Raw genomic sequence first — 19,301 nt, forward strand, 5'->3', positions numbered from 1 at the left:
CTGGGCGGACACGACCTGCGCTCGCGTAGCGTGACGGCATGGCCACACCCGACTTCGTCCTCGAACTGCGCCGCCACGTCGGGCACGCCCCGCTCTCGCTCGTCGGGGTGACGGCGGTCATCGTGCGGGGCGGCGAGGTGCTGCTCGGGCGCCGCTCCGACAACGGCGCGCTCACGCCGATCACCGGCATCGTCGATCCGGGGGAGGAGCCGGCGGATGCCGCGGCGCGCGAGGCGCTCGAGGAGGCCGGCGTGCGCATCCGCGTCGACCGGCTCGCATGGGTGCACCAGATGCCGCGGCTCACGTACGAGAACGGCGACGTCGTCGACTACCTCGACCTCGTGTTCCGCTGCTCGTGGATCGAGGGCGAGCCCTACCCGGCCGACGGCGAGATGACGGAGGTCGCGTGGCATCCGCTCGACGAGTTGCACGGCGTGCAGGAACAGCACCTGCGACGCATCCACCTGGCGCTCGATGGCGGCACCGGGCGCGACGGCGTCGGCCAGGCGCGCTTCGAGGGCGGTCGCTGAGCCGGCGCCCGCCTCAGCCGGGGGTGAAACCGGGCCTTCAGTCCTCGTTGGCGCGCGAGGTGAGCGAGGAGAGCGTCGGGTCGCCGCCGTCGACCGGGGGCGAGGTCTGGCCGCGAAGCGCCGCTTCGAGGCTCTCGATGCTGTTCGAGGACAGCGCCCATCCGAGCGGCGGCACGATCGTCGGCACGGTCTGCGGGGCGACCGTGACCGAGAGCCCAGGGAACGTGCCCTCCACGGCGTCGATCTCCGACCTCGCACCCGGCGTCTGCGCGAAGGTCTCGCCGACACGCTGCAGCAGGACCTGGGCGGTCATCTGCCGCCCCTTGGCCGCATTGCCCACGAGCGGCACGAACGGCTCGGCCGAGAGCTTCGCGAGGTCTTCGGCGAGGTCGTATCCGGCGGAGTTCTTCACGTACACGAGCATGGGCACGAGCGGGGGCGTCGTCGACGCCTCGGCGCGTTCGGCATTGCGGGCGCCGATCCGATCGACGATGAGCGGTGCCAGATCGGCGACCGTCCCGAGCGCCGAACCCTCGGCGTACCCGCCGTCGACGAGTTGCAGATCGTTCGGCCCGCACCCGTCGGTCGATTCGAAGCGGGCCGCGGGCGTCACGGTCGGGAACCGGGCGGACAACATCGCGAGGCCGGCCCAGTCGAGGTGCGTGAAGCAGGAGTTCGGCACCGGGAGCGCGCTGGGCGTCTCGCCGGGCTCCGAGCAGCTCCAGCCGGCCCCGGTGGAACCACCGTCCGAGGCGGCGTCATCGGCCGGATCCTCGACCGCACTCGTGAGCGGCAGCGGGCCGATGAGCACCTTGCACTTCGTTCGGGCGTCGGTCGAGTTGAAGACGGGGAGGCCGATCGCGGTCGACGTGCGCCAGTTCGGATGGAGGCCGAGTGCCGGAACATCGTCGATCCAGCTCTGCTCGATCAGCGTGGCGCGGTCGGTCGCGGCGAAGTCGTCGGTCGAGGCCGGCATGCCGATGCTCGGCAGACGTGCGCCGGTCTGGCCGACGATCTGGTCGCGCACGAGCAGGCCGGCGAGACCGACGCCGATCGTCTCGGGCGACGCGAGCGCACGGAGCAGGCACTGCACCCGAGTCGTCTGCGCGGGTCGCTGATCGTCGTCGCAGACGGCGGGCTCGAACTCCGCCGCCCGATCGGCCTGCTGCTGCAGTGCCGCCGTCATCGCCATGCCGACGGACCCACCGCTCACGCCGCTGGAGACGAGCACGCTGTCCGCCAGGCAGGGGCTGCGTTCCGCCAGCGTCTCGAAGACCCGCGCGGTCCAGTAGGCGGCTCGGATTCCGCCGCCCTCGGCGGCGACCACGACCACCGGACGGACCGACCGACCCTCGACGGTCAGGGTGCACGCCGTCGACTCGATCTCGGTGAGGCGGCCTTCGAGCTGCAGCGCCACGGATGCTCGGGCTTCGTAGGGTGCCACCTGCAGACCGGTCGGCGTGCGCACCGCGTGCAACTGCGCATCGTCGACATCGGCCGAGGCGAGCACGACCATGGCGATCAGTGGAATCGTGATCGCGAGCGTGAGCACCGGCGTCGCGCGGAGGTGGAGCCTGATGAAGATCGGGAGCGGCGGGTATTCCTGCAGGGCGATGGTGAACGACCCGAGCACGACGCCCCAGAGCGTGAGCGCGAGGATGGTCAGCGCCGGTGCGCCGATCGACTCGGCCCACCCGCGCGGAGTCACCGCGATGTGCAGGAGCAGGAGGACGGCGCCTCCGGTGAGCACGGCGAGTGCCGCCTGATGGAGCGCCATCCCGTCTCGCACATCGAGGTCGAAGAGCGGGCTGAGGCGGCTCGTGCTCCGCGGGCGATGGGCCATGAGCAGGAGCGGGCTCAGCAGCACGGTCAGCGCGCCGAGCACCAGCAGCGGGACGGACCATGGCGTCGGATCGATCGCGGGGAGCGCGAGTTGGGCGGCGACCGGCCCGGTCAGCGACCGCACGAGCCCGAGGCCGACCACGCCGATGATGAGCACGGCGATGAGATCGCCCGTCAGCCAGGCGTATCGCGCGCGGATCTCCTGCGCGGTGCGCAGGTACCAGCGCTCGGGCGCCCTGACCCGGAAGAGCGAGGCCAGCATCACCGCGGCCGGAATCGCGAGGAACACGAGTGCGGACCATCGGATCGCATCCCAGCCGGCGACGGCTGCGCAGAGCACCAGACCGACGATCGGGGCGCTCCACCAGAGATCCATCCACCCGATGCGGAAGCGTGCCCGCGCCTGGTTCTCCTGTCGAGCGTGTTCGCCGGCGTCGGGGTCTGACGGTCTCAGACTCTGCCGACGCACCCCACGGGAGTCTGGCCGGGGATAGGCGTACACGCCACGCGTGTCGACCTCCGATTCTCGGAGGACCTGGACCGGCGCCCGCGTTCGCATGCGCCCGAACGCGAACGCGACGAGGGATGCGAGCACCGTGGCCACGACCGCCGCCAGCACGTGCTCGGGGTTCGTGCCGTCGGCCCACTGCCGTTGCAGGTCCGGCAGCTGGTCGAGGACTCCGTCGGATGGGATGCAGGTCAGCACGATGAGCGCGACGACGAGCACCGCTGAGAGCCGGTGCAACCAGATCGCGCGGAAGACCCGGCGCAGTGCGTGCCGTGCTCGCCGTGTGAACTCGAAGTCGATGAGCAGCGAGATCAGCAGCGCGGCGAAGAACACCCACTTCGCCGTCGAGACGCCTGCGAGGAGGTACGACGTCGACGTCGAGAGCTCGCGGTGGTGGGTGAGCGTGTCCGCGACGGCGGTGAGCAGCACGGCTTCCACCAGTTCCGCGATCACCAAGGCGGTGAGCAGGCGCTTCTTGAGTCTTTTCGTGTGCGAGACGGAGATCGCGAGCGCGAAGAGCGCGACGTACGCGAGGATGAGCACGGCATCGACGAGCACCGCCATGACGATCCACTTGCCGATCGCCGATCCGTTCGCGGCGTCGCTCCACACCTCTCGTGTCTCCTCGCGGGCAGCGAACGCGAGCGGGCCGATCGCCTTGCCGAGGACCGCACTGCGCCCCTCGGCGTCGAGCGCGCCGGCGATGAGCCGGTCGAGTTCCGCGTGCGCGATCATCGCACCGATCGCGACGAGCACGAGGAGCAGCAGGCGGGCGGCCGTGCGGCGCTTGGACCCGACCCAGCGCTCGATGCGTTCGGCGGCTGCTCCGATGCGTTCAGGAGCGTGCGCCTCGACCGGCACGGTCGATGGCGTCGTCTCTTGAGCGGTCGGCATGGAGCCTCCTCCGGTTCAGCAGTCGACTGCCGGAATCCCTGTCCGCATGTTATCGATGAGGATCACTCCGTTTCGCGCCCGCGGAGGCCCCAGTTCGGGGCCGGCGTTCCGGCACGGTCGCGGTGACCGCCATCCGACGAGCGTGCCGAGCGTCATGCCATGAGCGTGACGGATGTCGAGATCCGGCCGCTGGGGATCAGATCGCGAGCGGCCGGTCCTCGACGATCGTTCATGACGAGGGTCGACGCCACGCGACGCACGCCGGGCAGTGCGGAACGGGCTGCTCGTGCTCGGTCGACCAGCTCGGTCGAGTGGCGGGCGCGGAGCGTCGAGCCTGCGTCAGGCCAGGTCGGGGTCGACGTCGATGAGCACCTTGCCGACGGCGCCCGCCTCGACGGCGTCGTGGGCCTCGGCCGTGCGCTCGAGCGGGAAGCGGGTGATCGGCAGGCCCGCATCCTCGCCGACGGGCAGTGCGCCGTCGGCGAGGGCCCGGCCGATGTCCTCGGCGGCCGCCGAGAGGGCGTCTTCGCCGACGGTGTAGAGCAGCAGGAACTGATAGCGCACGTTGAGCGCGAAGTGCCGGCGCACGTCGATCGCCATCTCGGCGCCGCCGTCGGTCGCGTACACCGCGATCGTGCCGTGGTTCGAGATGACGCTCGCGTTGAGGTCGGCGTTGCGCGCGGGGGAGACCTCGACGACCTGGTCGACGCCGTGCGGTGCGAGGGCACGGATCGCGGACGCGGCGTCGTCGGTGCGGTAGTTCACGACGTGGTGGGCTCCGGCCGCCGTCGCGAGGGCGGCCTTCTCGGGCGAGCTCACGGTGGTGATGACCGTCGCCCCCGACCAGCGGGCGAGCTGGATCGCCGCGTGCCCGACCGCGCCTGCGCCGCCGGCGACGAGCACGGTCCGTCCGTCGAGCGCGCCGGGGCCGAGCCGCGACGGGCCGTGCTCGGCGACGGTGAGGGCGCGATGCGCGGTCATCGCGGGCACGCCGAGCGATGCCCCGACGTCGAAGCTCGCGGCATCCGGCAGGGGAACCACGTGCTCGGCCGAGAGCACCGCGAACTGCTGGGCCGTGCCGGTCGGGCGTTCGTGCGCGGCGAGGTAGGCCCAGACCCGGTCGCCGACGGCGAAGCCGGCCAGGCCCGCCCCCACGGCGTCGATGACGCCCGCGCCGTCCTGGTTCGGCACGACCTCGTCGAACGGCGCTGCCTGCCCCGGACGCGCGCCCGCCCTCGCCTTCCAATCGGTCGGGTTCACGCCCGACACGGCGATGCGCACCCGCACCTCGCCGGCGCCCGGTTCGGCCGACTCCCGTTCGACGAGGTGCAGCACAGACGAGTCACCGGTCTTCGTGTACGCGATCGCTCTCATGCAGTGGGCAACGCGGCGGGTGCCGAGAACCTTCCGAGTGCCGCGAAGCTTCCGGATGTCGCATGGCCGACCGCGCTCAGCCGAGGGCGCTGTTCATCTGCTCGAGCACGCGCAGCGTCGCCCGGAGCTCGTCGGGCTCGGGGTCCCACGTGTCCCGGCTCGCCGCGTGCAGGGCGTCGCCTCGGCGTACGAGGTCGGTGCCGGCATCGGTCAGGCCGAGCGTGTTCTCGCGGCGATTGCGGGGGCTCGTCTCGACGGTCATGAGTCCGGCGGCCACGGCCTGCTCGATCTGACGGCTGACCGTTCCCTTGGTGAGGCCGAGACGGTCGGCGATGGCCTGCTGGTTGAGCGGGCCCGGATGCGCGTCGACGACGCTGAGCACGAGGAACTGCGCGAGCGAGATGTCGAGCTCTCGGCGGAAGAGCGCGTCGCCCGTGCGATCGAGCAGGCCCGCCACGCGTCGGATCAGGTACCAGAGCTGCGCCTGCTCATCGGGGAAGTCGACCTCGTCCATGGCCGGCAGTCTACCTGTTTTGTTTGACAGGCGACGGTTGCGCGTGCAACCGTTGCGGAAGCAACCGAAGGAGTCGCCATGCGCATCATGTTCATCCTCGATCACCCGTACACCCTCGATTCCGCCGAGAACGTGCCGCACCGGCGCAGCTTCACGGCCGCCGTCGCCGACGCCGCCATGCGCGGCGCGCGCCGTGCCGGGCACGAGATCGACCTCGTAGATCTCGCCGCCGACGGCTTCGATCCGGTCATGAGCCGGGCCGATCTCGTCGCCTGGCGCCTGAAGTCGGTGGTCGATCCCGTCGTCGCCGACTACCAGCGACGGCTCCTGGCTGCCGATCACGTCGTGTTCGCCTTCCCGGTGTGGTGGGAGGCGATGCCGGCCGCGACGAAGGGGTTCCTCGATCGCGTGCTCACGAAGGGCGTCGTGTTCGAGGAGATCCCCGGCCGGAGGGGCAACCCGTTCCGCAACCTCATGCCGCGGCTCGGGGGCGTGACCGTGCTCTCGGTCATGACCACGCCAGACGCGGCCTACCGCTGGTGGTTCCGCGACCCGCTCACGAAGATCATGTTCAAGGGCACCTTCGGCAAGATCGGGGTGAGGAACCTGCGGTGGGTCAACCATGCCGCCATCACGGAGAAGACCCCCGAGCAGCGCGAACGTATGCTCCGCGAGACCGAGGAGCGCTTCGCCCGCCTCGCTGCGGTCGACCGTTCGGAACGGCAGCCCGTGCGCGTGTGAGATGTGCGCGACGTCCTGATGTCACAACCCGGCGCCGGGCGGTGTCTCCATGTCGACGGGGGAATTCCCCTCCCGTCGACGACACCACTGGAGGACAACGATGAGCATCAGCACCCGCATCCCGCCCGCCGAGGTCAACGGGCTGTACGGCACCGTGACGAAGTTCGCCGCCCGCCGGATGATCGGCAAGGTCCCGGACTCGCTCGGGGTGCTGTGGCACCACCAGGCCGTGATGAAGGACGCGATGGGCCTCGGCCGCAAGGTCATGCGCTGGCACGAGCTCGACCCAGACCTCGACTCCTACGCCGTCATGGCCGCGGCGGCCTACATCGGATGCAGCGCCTGCCTCGACCTCAACTACTTCATGGCGCACAACGAGCACCTCGACGAGGCGAAGGTGCGCGAGGTGCCGCGCTGGCGCGAGGCATCCGTCTTCACCCCGCTGGAGCGGGGCGTCATGGAGTACGCCGAGGCGATGAGCCAGACGCCGCCCGCCGTGACCGACGAGATGTCGGCGGCGCTGCTCGCCGAGCTCGGCCCGGCCGCGCTCATCGAACTCACCGCCCGCGTGGCGTTCATGAACATGAGCGCCCGCATGAACATCACCCTCGGGATCACCTCGGAGGGGTTCGCGGACGCGTGCGGCCTGCCCCCGCTCGCGGCCCGGCCGGTCGCCGTAGGCTCGACGGCATGACCGACGATCCGTTCGTCACCCATCGCAACCTGCTCTTCACGGTCGCGTACGAGATGCTCGGCTCGGCTGCCGACGCCGAGGACGTGCTCCAGGAGTCCTGGCTGCGGTGGGCGGAGGTCGATCGGGCGACCGTGCGCGAGCCGCGCGCCTACCTCGTGCGCATCGTGACGAGGCAGGCGCTGAACCAGATCCGCACGCAGGCGAGGCGCCGCGAGGAGTACGTGGGCGAGTGGCTGCCCGAGCCGCTGCTGACGAGCCCGGATGTCGCCGACGACGTCGAACTGGCCGACAACCTGTCGATCGCGATGCTCACGGTGCTCGAGACGCTCGGCCCGACCGAGCGCGCGGTCTTCGTGCTGCGCGAGGTCTTCGACCTGTCGTACGACGAGATCGCGGATGCCGTGGGCAAGGCGCCGGCGGCGGTGCGTCAGGTCGCGCACCGGGCGAAGTCGCACGTGGCCGCACGGCGTCCGCGGGTCGAGGTCGCGCGGTCGGAGCACGAGGAGGTCGTCGGGAGGCTGCTCGCGGCCCTCAGGAGCGGTGACGTGCAGGGGCTCATGGACGTGATGGCGCCCGACATCGTCTCGGTCGCCGACGGCGGCGGCAAGGTGCACGGCGCGGCCCGCCGCCCGATCGTGGGATCCGAGCGACTGGCCCGGTACCTCGTGGGCGGCTTCTCGAAGGCGCCGGGCGTGGTCGTCATGTCGATCGTGCAGGTGAACGGGCAGTCCGGCGTCCGCATCGAGACCGACGGACACCTCGTGGGCATCGTGAGCTTCGAGGTCGAGCACGGCCTCGTCACGCGGATCTACTCGATCGCGAACCCCGACAAGCTCGGCTCGGTCGACGAGGAGACCTCGCTGGCCCACTAGGCCGAGGCGATCAGATCCACGCCATGTCGACCAGCCGCTCGAACGTGGCGAAGCCGCCGCGCGCGAACGGCTTCAGGCAGTCGCCGCGCACCGCGAGCCAGGTCCACTCCAGGGGACTCAGATCACGGCGCGCAGCACCGGCCGGCCGGAGGGCGTCGATGCGGCGTCGGATCCGGTGGTGCGGAAGTGGCGCTGGTACTTCGAGGGCGAGATCCCGAGGCGCGCGACGAACGCCCGGCGCAGGGACTCGCCGCTGCTGAAGCCCGCGTCGAGGGCGGCCTGCGTCACGGTGCAGCCGCCTTCGAGGCGGGCACGGGCGAGGTCGAAGCGAAGCGCGCTGAGGTATTCGGCGGGTGACGAGTCGAGTTCGTCCCGGAAGAGCCGCGTGAGGTGCCGCTCGCTCACGTTGACGTGCTTGGCGAGCTGTCGGACGTTGTAGGGGAGGGCCGGGTCGGACTCGATCAGCTCGATCACGCGTCGCACCACACTCGTCTGCGGCGCGGATGCGCGGAGCGACGCGGAGAACTGCGACTGTCCACCTGACCGCTGCATGTACACGAGCAGCAGCTGGGCGACCTGGCGCGCGACATCCGCACCGTGGTCCTCCTCGACGAGGGCCAGTGCGAGGTCGATGCCCGCCGCGACACCCGCGGAGGTGTAGACGAGGTCGTCGCGCGTGAAGATCGCGTCGGGTTGCACGACGATGTCGGGGAAGCGCCGTGCCAGCTCGTCCGTGAACTTCCAGTGCGTCGTGGCGCGTCGGCCGTCGAGCACGCCGAGCATCGCGAGCACGAACGCCCCGCTGCAGATCGAGACGAGGCGCCGGCTGCGGCGGGCGAGCAGCCGCGCCGCGTCGAGCACGGCGCCGCTCGCGAAGACCGCGGGCGGATGCTCGCTCCCGGGGATGATGACCGTGTCGAAGCTTCCTCCCTGCTCGGCCGAGCAGTGTACCGAGACGTGCCCGCCGAGCGAGGTGGCGACGTCGGCGCCGGTCGGAGACAGCAGCACGACCTCGTAGTCGTCGACGGCCTGGTTCGCCTCGACGAACACCTCGGCCGGGCCGACGTAGTCGAGTGCCTTCACGCCGTCGAACAGCAGGATGCCGATGCGCCGGCGAGGTCGGGCGGGTCGGCCTGGAACGATGCGGTTCGGGGTGCTCATCATTCTGGAATATACACTCCACCAAGAGCGATGCAGCGTCGCGTTGGTAGGCTGGCACCCGTGTCGCGACCGAGAACGTTCGAGGGCGCCGCGGTGACGTCGGCGGCACTCGAGGTGTTCTGGAGCCGGGGCTTTGAGCGCACCTCCGTCAGTGATCTCGCCGACGCGACCGGGCTCGGCAACGGCAGCCTGTACGCCGCATTCGGCAGCAAGCTCGGCCTCTACGTGGCCGCCCTCGACGCCTACTGCCTCACCAGGGTCGAGCTCGTCCGCCAGGCCATGGCCGCTCCCGGCCGCCCCGTCGATGCCGTGCGCGCCTTCCTCGAAGCCATCGTCGCCGACTGCGCCTCGCAACCAGACCGGCGCGGATGCCTCATGCTCAACAGCATCGCCGAGTTCGGCAGCCGCGAGCCGAGAGTGCTCGAACTCTGCCGACTCACCACCTCGCGCATGGAATCGCTGATCGAGGTGCGCCTTCGCGACGCCGGGCGTCCGGGGGCGTCGATGCAGGTGCTGGCCGCCGAGGTGCTCCTCGTCTCGCAGGGCCTCATCCAGGCCAGTCGGCTGAATACGCCGGTCGACGAACTCCGCGCCATCGCCGACGAGTACTGCGGCCGGCTCTCGACGGCCTGAGGTCGCGCGCCGGGACCCGAAGCGGCCCGTGCGGCGGCCGCGCAGCGGCATCCGCCCATCGTGTCCGGGATCGCCGGTTTCGTGGCCGCTCAGGCGGGGCGAGCGGATGCCGCCTCGCGCAGAGTGGATGTCGTCCCGCGCTCGCCGCCGTGCGGATGCGCGGGTTCCCTTCACGACAGGAGCTGGGCATGCCCTTCATCACCACATCCGACGGCACGCAGATCTACTACACCGACTGGGGGACCGGGCAGCCCGTGATCCTCAGCCATGGCTGGCCGCTGAGCTCGGACGCCTGGGCCGTCGAACTCAAGCTGCTCGCCGACCACGGGTACCGTGCGATCGCCCACGACCGCCGCGGACACGGTCGTTCGTCCCAGCCGTGGCAGGGCAACGACATGGACACGTACGCCGCCGACCTCGCCGAGCTGGTCGAGCAGCTCGACCTGCACGACCTCATCCTCATCGGGCACTCCACGGGCGGCGGCGAGGTCGTCCGCTACGCCGCGCAGCACGGTGCCGGCCGAGTGTCGAAGATCGTGACCGCTGGCGCGGTGCCGCCGGTCATGGTGCAGTCGCCGGCCAACCCGGAGGGCACGCCGATCGAGGTGTTCGACGGTATCCGTGCCGGCGTGCTCGCCGACCGCTCGCAGTTCTACAAGGACCTCTCGGAGCCGTTCTTCGGTGCGAACCGCGAGGGGTCGACGGTGTCGCAGGGCGCACGAGACGACTTCTGGCGCCAGGGGATGCTCGTCGGGTTGAAGGGAGCCTATGACTGCATCAAGGCGTTCTCCGAGACCGACTTCACCGAGGACCTCAAGGCGCTCGACGTGCCGATCTTCCTCGCGCACGGCGACGACGACCAGATCGTCCCGCTCGTCGCGGCCGCGCAGAAGAGCATCGAGCTCGTCAAGCACGGCACGCTGAAGGTCTACCCCGGCGCCCCGCACGGCATCTCGGGCGAGTACCAGGCGGCTCTGGACCAGGACATCCTCGAGTTCATCGCGAGCTGAGTCCCTGCACCAGAAGACGGCCGCGCCCCTCGGGGTGCGGCCGTCTCGTCGTCGCAGGTCAGGAGGCGAGCTTCGCCTCCTCGGCCAGCTCGGCGACGGCACCCGTGATGACGCCGGCCACCTCGGCCGGGTGGGTCAGCATGACCAGGTGCGGGGCGTCGAGCTCGATGACCGAGCGCAGTCCGGCGCGCGAGTAGCCGAACCGCTCGACGTCGGGGTTGATGGTGTGGTCGGCGCTCGAGACGATGCCCCAGCCCGGCGTCGTCTTCCACGCCGCGACCGAGGCCGCCTCGCCGAAGGCGACCGCCGAGAGCGGCCGCTGCGACACGGCGAGCACCTCCGCCGTCTCCTTCGGGACGCCCGCGGCGAAGACCGCCGGGAATGCGTCCGCCTCGACCGAGACATCCGTGCCGGGCTCACCGCCCTCGACGGGGTATGGGGCGTACACGAGGTGCGCGGCGAGGTCGGAGTCGGGGAATCCGCCCTGCAACTGGCCGAGGCTCTCGCCCTCGTCGAGCGCGTAGCCGGCGACGTACACGAGGCCGACCACGTTCTCGGCTGCACCGGCGACGGTGATGACCGCGCCCCCGTAGGAATGGCCGGCGAGGATCACCGGTCCGTCGATCTGCTCGACGAACGAGCGGATGTATGCAGCGTCGCCCGAGAGGCTGCGATTGAAGACCGGCGGCACGAGCACGGTGTGGCCCTGGTCGAGCAGGAGGCGGGTGACGGGAGCCCAACTGGCGGCGTCGGCGAAGGCGCCGTGCACGAGCACGATCGTGGGAGTGGTGGACATGGAGCGCTCCTTCATTCGGTGGCGGGGCTCGCGCGTCGTGTGCACGAGCCGTGCCTCCAGCCTCGCGAGGCCGACGTGGGAGCGCTCCACGGGACCGGCCAGGAACCCGTCGGTTTCGGACGTGCCCCTGTCAACCCGTCGCCGCCGGACGGCGCGCTCGATACGCTGACCGCAGGCGCGCCGCGGCGCAGGGTCGCGGCGATGAGAAGGGGGATGGCATGTCCATCGGAGACGAAGACATCACGCTCGAACCGGACGAGGGTCGTCAGGACCTCTCCGAGCCGAATTCGACGGACCGGGGCGGCGAGGGCGCTGCCGACGGTGGTGCCAACCCGCACGGTCACGACGGCGGTGCCGACGGGTCGGCCGACGCGGGCGAGGGCACGGCCGACGGCGGCGCGAACCCGCACGGCCATGACGGCGGTGCCGACGGGTCTGCGGGCGAGGGCACGGCCGACGGCGGCGCGAACCCGGGCGGCCACGACGGCGGCGCCGACGGATCGGCGTAATGGCGGAAGCGGAGCGCGGGTCGGTGTCCCGGCCCGCGCTGTCGCGCTGCATCGCGGTGCCGCCGCAGCGGTTCGCCGACGAGGTCTGGGCGCGGACCGCACTCCTCTCGCGTGCCGACGAACTGCCGTCGGGCTTCGATGATCTCTTCAGCGCCGACGCGGTCGATGAGCTCATCACGCGTCGCGGCGTGCGCACGCCGTTCATCCGGATGGCCCGCGACGGCACGGTGCTCCCCGCCTCGGCGTACACCGCGTCGGGCGGGTACGGCGCCGAGGTCGGCGACCAGGTCTCGAGCGAGCGCGTGTTCGAGCGCTTCGCCGACGGCGCGACGATCGTGTTGCAGGGGCTGCACCGCCTCTGGCCGCCGATCATGGACTTCACGCGCGAGCTCGCCGACGAGCTGCGGCATCCGGTGCAGGTCAACGCCTACGTGACGCCGCCGTCGGCCCAGGGCTTCGACCCCCACTACGACACGCACGACGTGTTCGTGCTGCAGGTCTCGGGCGAGAAGCACTGGCGCATCCACGCCCCCGTGCACGTCGACCCGCTCAGCTCGCAGCCATGGAGCGGGCACCGCGACCAGGTCGCCGCCGCCGCGCTCGAGGAGCCCGTGATCGACGCCGTGCTGCGGCCGGGCGACGCGCTCTACCTTCCCCGGGGCTGGATCCACTCGGCCACGGCCGGCGGCGACGCCACCTCGGTGCACCTGACCATCGGCATGTCGACCTACACGCACGCCGACGTCGTCTCGGCGCTCGTCGCCCGCGTCGGCGACAGCGAGCGCCTGCGGGCCTCGTTGCCCCTCGGCGTCGACTTCGATGATGCGGCGCAGGTTGCGGCGATCCTCCGCGAGACCGCGGACGCCCTGTCAGAACTCGTCGGGCGAGCGGATGCCGCGGGCACGGCCGAGGCCCTCGCGCGGCGCTTCGAGCGCGATGTCCGCCCCGAGCCGTTGGCGCCGCTGGCCACGCTGGCCGCCCTCGCGGAGCTGGACGTCTCGGCGACCGTGCGCTGGCGCGGCTCGCTCCGGGTGCACGTCGAGGCCGACGGCGATCGGGTGCGCATCGTGTCGAGCGCGAAGACGCTGTCGCTGCCGATCGAGGCCGAGCCCGCGGTGCGCCGCCTCGTCGAGGGCGACCCGGTCGCGGTCGGCGACCTGCCCGGCCTCGATGCCGGGAGTGCGGTCGTGGTGGCTCGGCGGCTCGTGCGCGAGGGGTTCGCGGTGACGCCCGCGTGATGCATGCCGCCGTGCCATGGGCGCCGTGCAGCGACCGTGCCCGCGAACGGAGCGATCCGCTCGCGGGCACGGCGCCACGCGGCATCCGCTGGCTGCTGCTCGAGGTGGCGACGGGATGGGGCCCGAACGCGCTGCTCGACGCGCCCTTCGATCGGGAGCTCGGCCGGAGCCTCGTGCGCCGTGCGGAGGCGGCCGACCTGCGCATCCTCGCGATCCGCCGGCCGGGGCGCCGCAGCCCGCCGCCCGTGCAGCGCTGGGCGATCGTCGACTCGCGGCCGGGCGCCGAGTCGATCGCCTGGGGCGAGGTGACGGATGCCACGGACCTGCTCGAGCTCCCGCTCGACGGGTCGGCGGGCACGCCCTCGACCGAGCCGATCTACGCGGTGTGCGCCCACGGCCGGCACGACCGCTGCTGCGCGGTGCGCGGACGCGAGGTCGCCGCCGCGCTCGCCGCGGCGCGACCGGAGCAGACGTGGGAGTGCTCGCACGTGGGCGGCGACCGGTTCGCCGGAACCATGGTCGTGTTCCCGCACGGGCTGTACTACGGGTACGCCGATGACGGCGACCCGGTGCGCATCGCCGAGGCGTTCGACGACGGCCGCGTGGTGCCAGGGCGGCTGCGCGGACGCAGCGCCCTCAGCCACCCGGCGCAGGCGGCCCAGCACTACGCGAGGCAGGAGCTCGGCGACGACCGCATCGCCGCCTACCCGCCGCTCGAGGAGGTCGCGACGGACGGCGGATGGCGCGTGCGGCTCGGTCTCGACGCCGACGCCGATGCCGATGCCGGCGCCGATGCCCGGTCCGACGGGGCCGGGTCGATCGTGGTCGACCTCGTCGAGGAGGCCTCGTCGCCGCTGCTCTCGACGTGCGCCGCGACCCGACTCGTGCAGGTGCGGCAGTACGGCCTGCGCGGCATCGCCTGACGGGCGGCGGGTCGTCCCCATCGAGCGCGGGCCAGGACGCCGCGCCGCATGATCACCCCGCGCGCGGCCCGTCGAACACGAGCGTGCGCAGCAGCACCTCGAGCGAGGCCTGCACGCGCGCATCGGTCCACGAGTCGGGGTCCTCGACGGCCTTCACCTCGTAGCCGCGGCAGTACAGGTAGAGGATGTCGGCGATGTGCGCCGCCGTCTCGCGGTCGACCGGCGCACCCTCGACCTCGACGTGCCCCGCTCCGTCGAGGAACTTGCCGTACGTGGCATCCGTCACGCCGCGCACGAGCTCGTAGGCGCGACGGTTCGCGCCGTGCACGTCTGCGATGACCTCGATCCAGAGGCTGCGGAGCACGTTCTCCTCGGGGTCGGAGGTGCACATCCACCGCGTGAGCGCCGCGAGCCGTTCGACGCCGACGAGGTCGCCGAGGTGCTCGACGCGCTCGGCGTCCCACTGGGTGCGGGCATGGTCGAGGGCGTTCGCCATGAGGTGCGCGCGCGAGGGCACGAAGTTCGTGATGTACGCGGTGGAGCGGCCGAGCCGCTCGGCGACGGCGCGCAGCGTCACGGCGCGGGTGCCGCGCTCGCGCGCGACCTCGACGGTCGCGCGGGCGATGTCGGCGAGGCGCTCGTCGGTGTCGACGTCGATCGGCACGGATCCTCCCTGTCTCGATTGACAGCCTGCCACCACCGGCGGTACGTTTCAAAACATTGTTGTAAAACATGGAGATATCACGACGGATGCCACGCCCGCACCGGGCGCGCCCGCGCGACCACCCGAGGAGCGCCCCACCATGACGGAGAACGGCGGCGTCTCGTTCTGGCTGCAGCAGGTCGGCATGCCGGCACCGCGCCCGACCCTGCCCGGCGACCTGCAGGTGGACGTGGCGATCGTCGGCGCCGGCTACACCGGCCTGTGGGCGGCGTACTACCTCAAGCGCGACCAGCCCGACCTCCGCATCGCCGTGCTCGAACGGCGCTTCGCCGGGTACGGCGCCTCGGGTCGCAACGGCGGATGGCTCACCAACTCGGTCACCGGCGGCCGCGAGCAGTACGCGAAGAGCCACGGGCGCGACGCCGCCATCGCCCAGCAGGTCGCCCTCAATGAGTCGGTCGACGAGGTCATCCGTGTCGCGGAAGCCGAGGGCATCGACGCCGACATCCGCAAGGGCGGCGAGCTCACCATCGCGAACACGCCCGCCCAGCTCGAGCGGCTGCGGGCGTTCGCCGCCTCCGAGCAGGCGTGGCCCGCCACCGACCTCGACCTGCTCGACGCCGCGCAGGCCGCCGCCCGCGTGAACGTCGAGGGCGCCCTCGGCGGGGTCTGGCATCCGCACTGCGCGCGCGTGCACCCCGCGAAGCTCGTGCTCGGCCTGGCCCGCGCGGTCGAGCGGCTCGGCGTCGCCATCTACGAGAACACGACCGTCACCGACATCCGCGCGGGCGAGGCGCGCACCGACCACGGCACCGTGCGCGCCGCGCACGTCCTGCGCGCGACCGAGGGCTTCACGCCCGACCTGCGGGGCGAGCACCGCACGTGGCTGCCCATGAACTCGTCGCTCATCGTGACCGAGCCGCTCGCGGCATCCGTCTGGCAGCGCATCGGGTGGGAGGGGCGCGAGACGCTCGGCGACATGGCGCACGTCTACATGTACGCCCAGCGCACGGCCGACGACCGCATCGCGTTCGGCGGCCGCGGCGTGCCCTATCGCTACGGGTCGCGCGTCGACCAGGACGGTCGCACCCAGGAGCGCACGATCGAGAGCCTGACGGCGCTGCTCACCCGGTTCTTCCCCGCCGCATCGGATGCCGCGATCGACCACGCCTGGTCGGGGGTGCTCGGCGTGCCGCGCGACTGGGCGGCGACGGTCGGCCACGATCGGGCGACGGGCCTCGGCTGGGCCGGCGGATACGTCGGCACCGGGGTCACGACGACGAACCTCGCCGGACGCACGCTGCGCGACCTCGTGCTCGGCCGCGAGACCGAGCTCACCCGCCTGCCGTGGGTCGGCCACCGCGCCCGCAAGTGGGAGGTCGAGCCGCTGCGCTGGCTCGCGGTGCAGGCCATCTACGGGGCCTACCACGCCGCCGACCGCGCGGAACTTCGGGGCCGCGGCACGACCGCGCCCATCGCCCACGTCGCCGACCTCGTCGCCGGGCGCTGATCGGCGCGCCCGAACCGGCGCCGTGACCGTGGGCCAGGACGGCCCGGCGCGATAGTCTCCCGACATGAGCGCGACGGATGTCGAGACCCCGACCGGCCTCACCACCGCCGAGGTGGCCGAACGCGTCGCCGACGGCCGATCGAACGCGTTCACGCAGCAGTCGAGCCGAAGCGTCGCGAGCATCATCCGCGCGAACGTGCTCACGCTGTTCAACGGCATCATCGCCGCGTGCTTCCTCGTGCTGCTGCTGCTCGGCCGATGGCAGGACGCCCTGTTCGGCATCAGCGCCATCGCGAACACGGTCATCGGCTCGGTGCAGGAGTTCCGCGCGAAGGCCGCGCTCGACAAGCTCGCGCTGCTGCACGCGCCGCACGCGAGGGTGCGTCGCGACGGCGAGGTGACCGAGGTCGCCGTCTCCGGGGTCGTGCTCGACGACGTGCTCGTGCTGCGCGCGGGCGACCAGGTTCCGGCAGACGCCCGCGTCGCGGCATCCGCCCACCTGCAGCTCGACGAGTCGATGCTCACGGGCGAGTCCGACGCCGTCGACAAGGTGCCGGGCGATGAGGTGCTCTCGGGGTCGGTCGTCATGGCCGGTGAGGGCGAGGCCGTCGTCGTGCGCGCGGGCGCCGACTCGTTCGCGAACAAGCTCGCCTCCGAGGCGAAGAAGTTCTCGCTCGTCGCGAGCGAGCTGCGGTCCTCGATCGACAAGGTGCTGCGCGTCGTCGCGTGGATCGTCGGCCCGATCGCGCTGCTCGTGTTCAACGCCCAGATGTTCGTGTTCGGCGGCTGGGAGCAGGCGATCGAGTCGGGCGACTGGCGCCAGGCGGCCGTGAACACGATCGCCGCGCTCGTCGCGATGATCCCGCTCGGACTCGTGCTCATGACGAGCATCGCCTTCGCGGTCGGCGCCGTGAAGCTCGCGCGGGAGCAGGTGCTCGTGCAGGAGCTCGCCGCCGTCGAGGGGCTCGCGCGCGTCGACCTCATCTGCCTCGACAAGACCGGAACGCTCACCGAGGGCAGCATCGTCTTCGACGCCGAGCACCCCCTCGGTGCCGCGGCAACGGGCTCCGACGGCGGGCCGAGGGGCTGGCGTCGCGTGCTCGCCTGGTACGGCAGCGAGCCCGACGCGAACGCCACCGCCCGCTGCCTCGCCGAGCCGTACGACCAGGCGCCGGACGCGGCGCCGGTCGCACGCATCCCGTTCTCGTCCGCACGCAAGTGGAGCGCCGTCGCCTTCGCGGAGGGCACGGATGCCTCGGGCAGCTGGGTGCTCGGCGGGCCCGAGATGGTCTTCCCCGACGACCGGCTCTCCGGGGATTCGCGCGAGCTCGCGGCATCCGGACTCCGCACCCTCGTGCTCGCGCACGGCCGCGAGCCGCTCGACGAGGACGCCGAATCCCTGCCGGGCGACCTCGAGCCGGTCGCGCTCGTCACGTTCCGCGAGCGCATCAGGTCGGATGCCGCCGAGACCCTCGCCTACTTCGCCGACCAGGGCGTCGACGTGCGCATCATCTCGGGCGACAACCCCGACACGGTCGCCGCCATCGCCCGCAGCGTGGGCCTCGACGCGCCCACGGGATTCGACGCGCGCCGGCTGCCGGAGGACCCGGCCGAGCTCGCCGAGGTGCTCGAGCACACCCTCGTGTTCGGCCGGGTCACGCCGCAGCAGAAGAAGGCGATCGTCGTCGCCCTGAAGCAGGCCGGGCGCACGGTCGCGATGACCGGCGACGGCGTGAACGACGCGCTCGCGATCAAGGAGGCCGACATCGGCATCGCCATGGAGTCGGGGGCGTCGGCGACCAAGGCGGTCGCGCGCATCGTGCTGCTCGACGGGCGGTTCTCGCACCTGCCGCGCGTGGTCGCCGAGGGGAGGCAGGTCATCGCGAACATCGAACGCGTCTCGATGCTGTTCCTCACGAAGACCGTGTGGGCTGCCGGGCTCGCGGTGCTGTTCGGCGCGTTCATCCTCGAGTTCCCGTTCCTGCCGCGCCAGCTCTCGGTCGTCGACGGCCTCACGATCGGCCTGCCCGCCTTCTTCCTCGCGCTCATGCCGAACGCCAGGCGCTACGTGCCGGGGTTCCTGCGGCGCTCGCTGAGCTTCGCGATCCCGGCCGGCGTCGTGGTCGCGCTCGGGGTGTTCGCCTACAGCTGGCTCGCGACGCAGGCCGGCATCGGGCAGGACGAGCTGCGCACCGGATCGACCCTCCTGCTGACGATCATCGGCCTCTGGATCCTCACGGTGCTCTCGCGCCCGATCGACGGCTGGAGGATCCTCATCATCGGGTCGATGATGCTCGGCCTGATCCTCGTGTACTCGGTGCCGTTGGTCACGGAGTTCCTCATGTTCGAGGATCCGTCGATCGTCACCGCAGCGCTCGTGCTCATCGTGTCGGTCGTGAGCATCGGGCTGATCGAGGTCATCCGGTTCGCGCACCTGCGCTACGTGCGAAGAACCGCGCGGTTCGACCCGTCCACAACACCGTGACGGCGGATGCCGCGAGCACGAGTTCGGCGATGACGAACCACTGGTCGGGCGAGGCGATGAGGCTCACGACGTCGAGCGCGAGCGCGATGCCGAGCAGCACCGTCACGAGCACCCTGGCGTCGCGCCGGCCCCGCGTGAGGCCGGAGGCGATCGTGATCATGAACAGCCCGAGCAGCACCGTGCAGGCTCCCACGACGGTGATGACGAGACGCTCGGTCTCCGACGTGTCGGGCAGGTAGCGGCTGAACATCAGGGCGATGCCCGCGATGATCTGCGTGACGCCGTTGAGGTAGCCGAGCACGACCGCGGCGAGGAGTTCGGCGGGCGGGCGATGCGGAGCCGGTTGCGAGGGCTCGGGCGCCTGCGACGGTTCCGCCGTCGTGCCCTCGGACTGCTCGGTCAT

The 19,301-nt window shown here is 71.7% G+C and carries 18 protein-coding genes; 11 read left to right on the forward strand and 7 right to left on the reverse strand.

Annotation, left to right across the window (positions count from 1 at the left end; genetic code table 11):
* Nucleotides 1-38: 38 nt before the first annotated feature.
* Nucleotides 39-530: an NUDIX hydrolase gene (locus ABIC29_RS03105; protein WP_116080798.1), complete on the forward strand. Its 492-nt coding sequence runs from the start codon at nt 39-41 to the stop codon at nt 528-530.
* A 37-nt stretch (nt 531-567) separates the two neighbouring features.
* Here the strand turns inward: ABIC29_RS03105 and ABIC29_RS03110 are convergent, their stop codons facing one another.
* From ABIC29_RS03110 to ABIC29_RS03120, 3 genes are all read right to left on the reverse strand, one after another.
* Nucleotides 568-3,774 carry a hypothetical protein gene (locus ABIC29_RS03110; protein WP_354242648.1) on the reverse strand — a complete coding sequence of 1,069 codons (3,207 nt, stop codon included), beginning with the start codon at nt 3,772-3,774 and terminating at the stop codon, nt 568-570.
* 339 nt (nt 3,775-4,113) lie between these two features.
* A complete protein-coding gene (locus ABIC29_RS03115) occupies nt 4,114-5,148 on the reverse strand; it encodes an NADPH:quinone reductase (RefSeq protein WP_354242651.1) in 1,035 nt (344 codons plus the stop codon).
* A 76-nt stretch (nt 5,149-5,224) separates the two neighbouring features.
* Complete coding sequence (locus tag ABIC29_RS03120; RefSeq protein WP_354242653.1) at nt 5,225-5,662, reverse strand: MarR family winged helix-turn-helix transcriptional regulator; 438 nt, start codon at nt 5,660-5,662, stop codon at nt 5,225-5,227.
* A 78-nt stretch (nt 5,663-5,740) separates the two neighbouring features.
* On the opposite strand from ABIC29_RS03120, the gene ABIC29_RS03125 reads away from it, so the two are divergent.
* From ABIC29_RS03125 to ABIC29_RS03135, 3 genes are all read left to right on the forward strand, one after another.
* Nucleotides 5,741-6,403, forward strand: coding sequence for an NAD(P)H-dependent oxidoreductase (locus ABIC29_RS03125; protein WP_116080802.1), 663 nt, complete (start codon nt 5,741-5,743; stop codon nt 6,401-6,403).
* Nucleotides 6,404-6,503: 100 nt separating this feature from the next.
* Nucleotides 6,504-7,097 carry a carboxymuconolactone decarboxylase family protein gene (locus ABIC29_RS03130; protein ID WP_116080803.1) on the forward strand — a complete coding sequence of 198 codons (594 nt, stop codon included), beginning with the start codon at nt 6,504-6,506 and terminating at the stop codon, nt 7,095-7,097.
* Nucleotides 7,094-7,969 carry an RNA polymerase sigma-70 factor gene (locus ABIC29_RS03135; protein WP_354242657.1) on the forward strand — a complete coding sequence of 292 codons (876 nt, stop codon included), beginning with the start codon at nt 7,094-7,096 and terminating at the stop codon, nt 7,967-7,969. Before ABIC29_RS03130 ends, ABIC29_RS03135 begins: the two co-directional genes overlap by 4 nt.
* A gap of 117 nt (nt 7,970-8,086) precedes the next feature.
* Here the strand turns inward: ABIC29_RS03135 and ABIC29_RS03140 are convergent, their stop codons facing one another.
* Nucleotides 8,087-9,130, reverse strand: a complete 1,044-nt coding sequence (locus tag ABIC29_RS03140) for a GlxA family transcriptional regulator (RefSeq protein WP_116082289.1) — start codon at nt 9,128-9,130, stop codon at nt 8,087-8,089.
* 60 nt (nt 9,131-9,190) lie between these two features.
* Here ABIC29_RS03140 and ABIC29_RS03145 point away from each other — a divergent pair, with 60 nt between their 5' ends.
* On the forward strand, nt 9,191-9,763 hold the full coding sequence (locus tag ABIC29_RS03145) for a TetR/AcrR family transcriptional regulator (protein ID WP_199471288.1): 573 nt from the start codon (nt 9,191-9,193) through the stop codon (nt 9,761-9,763).
* A gap of 188 nt (nt 9,764-9,951) precedes the next feature.
* Complete coding sequence (locus ABIC29_RS03150; protein ID WP_116080806.1) at nt 9,952-10,773, forward strand: alpha/beta fold hydrolase; 822 nt, start codon at nt 9,952-9,954, stop codon at nt 10,771-10,773.
* Between the two features lie 58 nt (nt 10,774-10,831).
* On the opposite strand, the gene ABIC29_RS03155 is transcribed toward ABIC29_RS03150, so the two are convergent.
* Nucleotides 10,832-11,569 (reverse strand): alpha/beta fold hydrolase, encoded by a 738-nt coding sequence (locus ABIC29_RS03155; RefSeq protein WP_116082292.1) that lies wholly within the window; start codon nt 11,567-11,569, stop codon nt 10,832-10,834.
* A 218-nt stretch (nt 11,570-11,787) separates the two neighbouring features.
* Between ABIC29_RS03155 and ABIC29_RS03160 the strand changes: the two genes are divergently transcribed.
* From ABIC29_RS03160 to ABIC29_RS03170, 3 genes are read left to right on the forward strand one after another with little or no spacing between them, the layout of a single operon-like run.
* Nucleotides 11,788-12,078, forward strand: coding sequence for a BatC protein (locus ABIC29_RS03160; protein WP_199471290.1), 291 nt, complete (start codon nt 11,788-11,790; stop codon nt 12,076-12,078).
* Nucleotides 12,078-13,316 (forward strand): cupin domain-containing protein, encoded by a 1,239-nt coding sequence (locus tag ABIC29_RS03165; RefSeq protein ID WP_354242660.1) that lies wholly within the window; start codon nt 12,078-12,080, stop codon nt 13,314-13,316. Before ABIC29_RS03160 ends, ABIC29_RS03165 begins: the two co-directional genes overlap by 1 nt.
* Before the next feature lie 11 nt (nt 13,317-13,327).
* Nucleotides 13,328-14,239, forward strand: a complete 912-nt coding sequence (locus ABIC29_RS03170; protein WP_116082296.1) for a ferredoxin family protein — start codon at nt 13,328-13,330, stop codon at nt 14,237-14,239.
* Nucleotides 14,240-14,291: 52 nt separating this feature from the next.
* Here ABIC29_RS03170 and ABIC29_RS03175 read toward each other — a convergent pair whose 3' ends face one another.
* Nucleotides 14,292-14,903 (reverse strand): TetR/AcrR family transcriptional regulator, encoded by a 612-nt coding sequence (locus tag ABIC29_RS03175; RefSeq protein WP_116080808.1) that lies wholly within the window; start codon nt 14,901-14,903, stop codon nt 14,292-14,294.
* 139 nt (nt 14,904-15,042) lie between these two features.
* On the opposite strand from ABIC29_RS03175, the gene ABIC29_RS03180 reads away from it, so the two are divergent.
* Both ABIC29_RS03180 and ABIC29_RS03185 read left to right on the forward strand, forming a co-directional pair.
* Nucleotides 15,043-16,413 carry an NAD(P)/FAD-dependent oxidoreductase gene (locus tag ABIC29_RS03180; RefSeq protein WP_354242663.1) on the forward strand — a complete coding sequence of 457 codons (1,371 nt, stop codon included), beginning with the start codon at nt 15,043-15,045 and terminating at the stop codon, nt 16,411-16,413.
* A gap of 64 nt (nt 16,414-16,477) precedes the next feature.
* A complete protein-coding gene (locus ABIC29_RS03185; protein ID WP_354242665.1) occupies nt 16,478-18,898 on the forward strand; it encodes an HAD-IC family P-type ATPase in 2,421 nt (806 codons plus the stop codon).
* On the opposite strand, the gene ABIC29_RS03190 is transcribed toward ABIC29_RS03185, so the two are convergent.
* A complete protein-coding gene (locus tag ABIC29_RS03190; RefSeq protein ID WP_116080811.1) occupies nt 18,831-19,301 on the reverse strand; it encodes a DUF7144 family membrane protein in 471 nt (156 codons plus the stop codon). The two genes, ABIC29_RS03185 and ABIC29_RS03190, sit on opposite strands and share 68 nt — an antisense overlap.

The organism is Agromyces sp. PvR057 (genome assembly GCF_040547485.1).
GTDB lineage: Bacteria > Actinomycetota > Actinomycetes > Actinomycetales > Microbacteriaceae > Agromyces.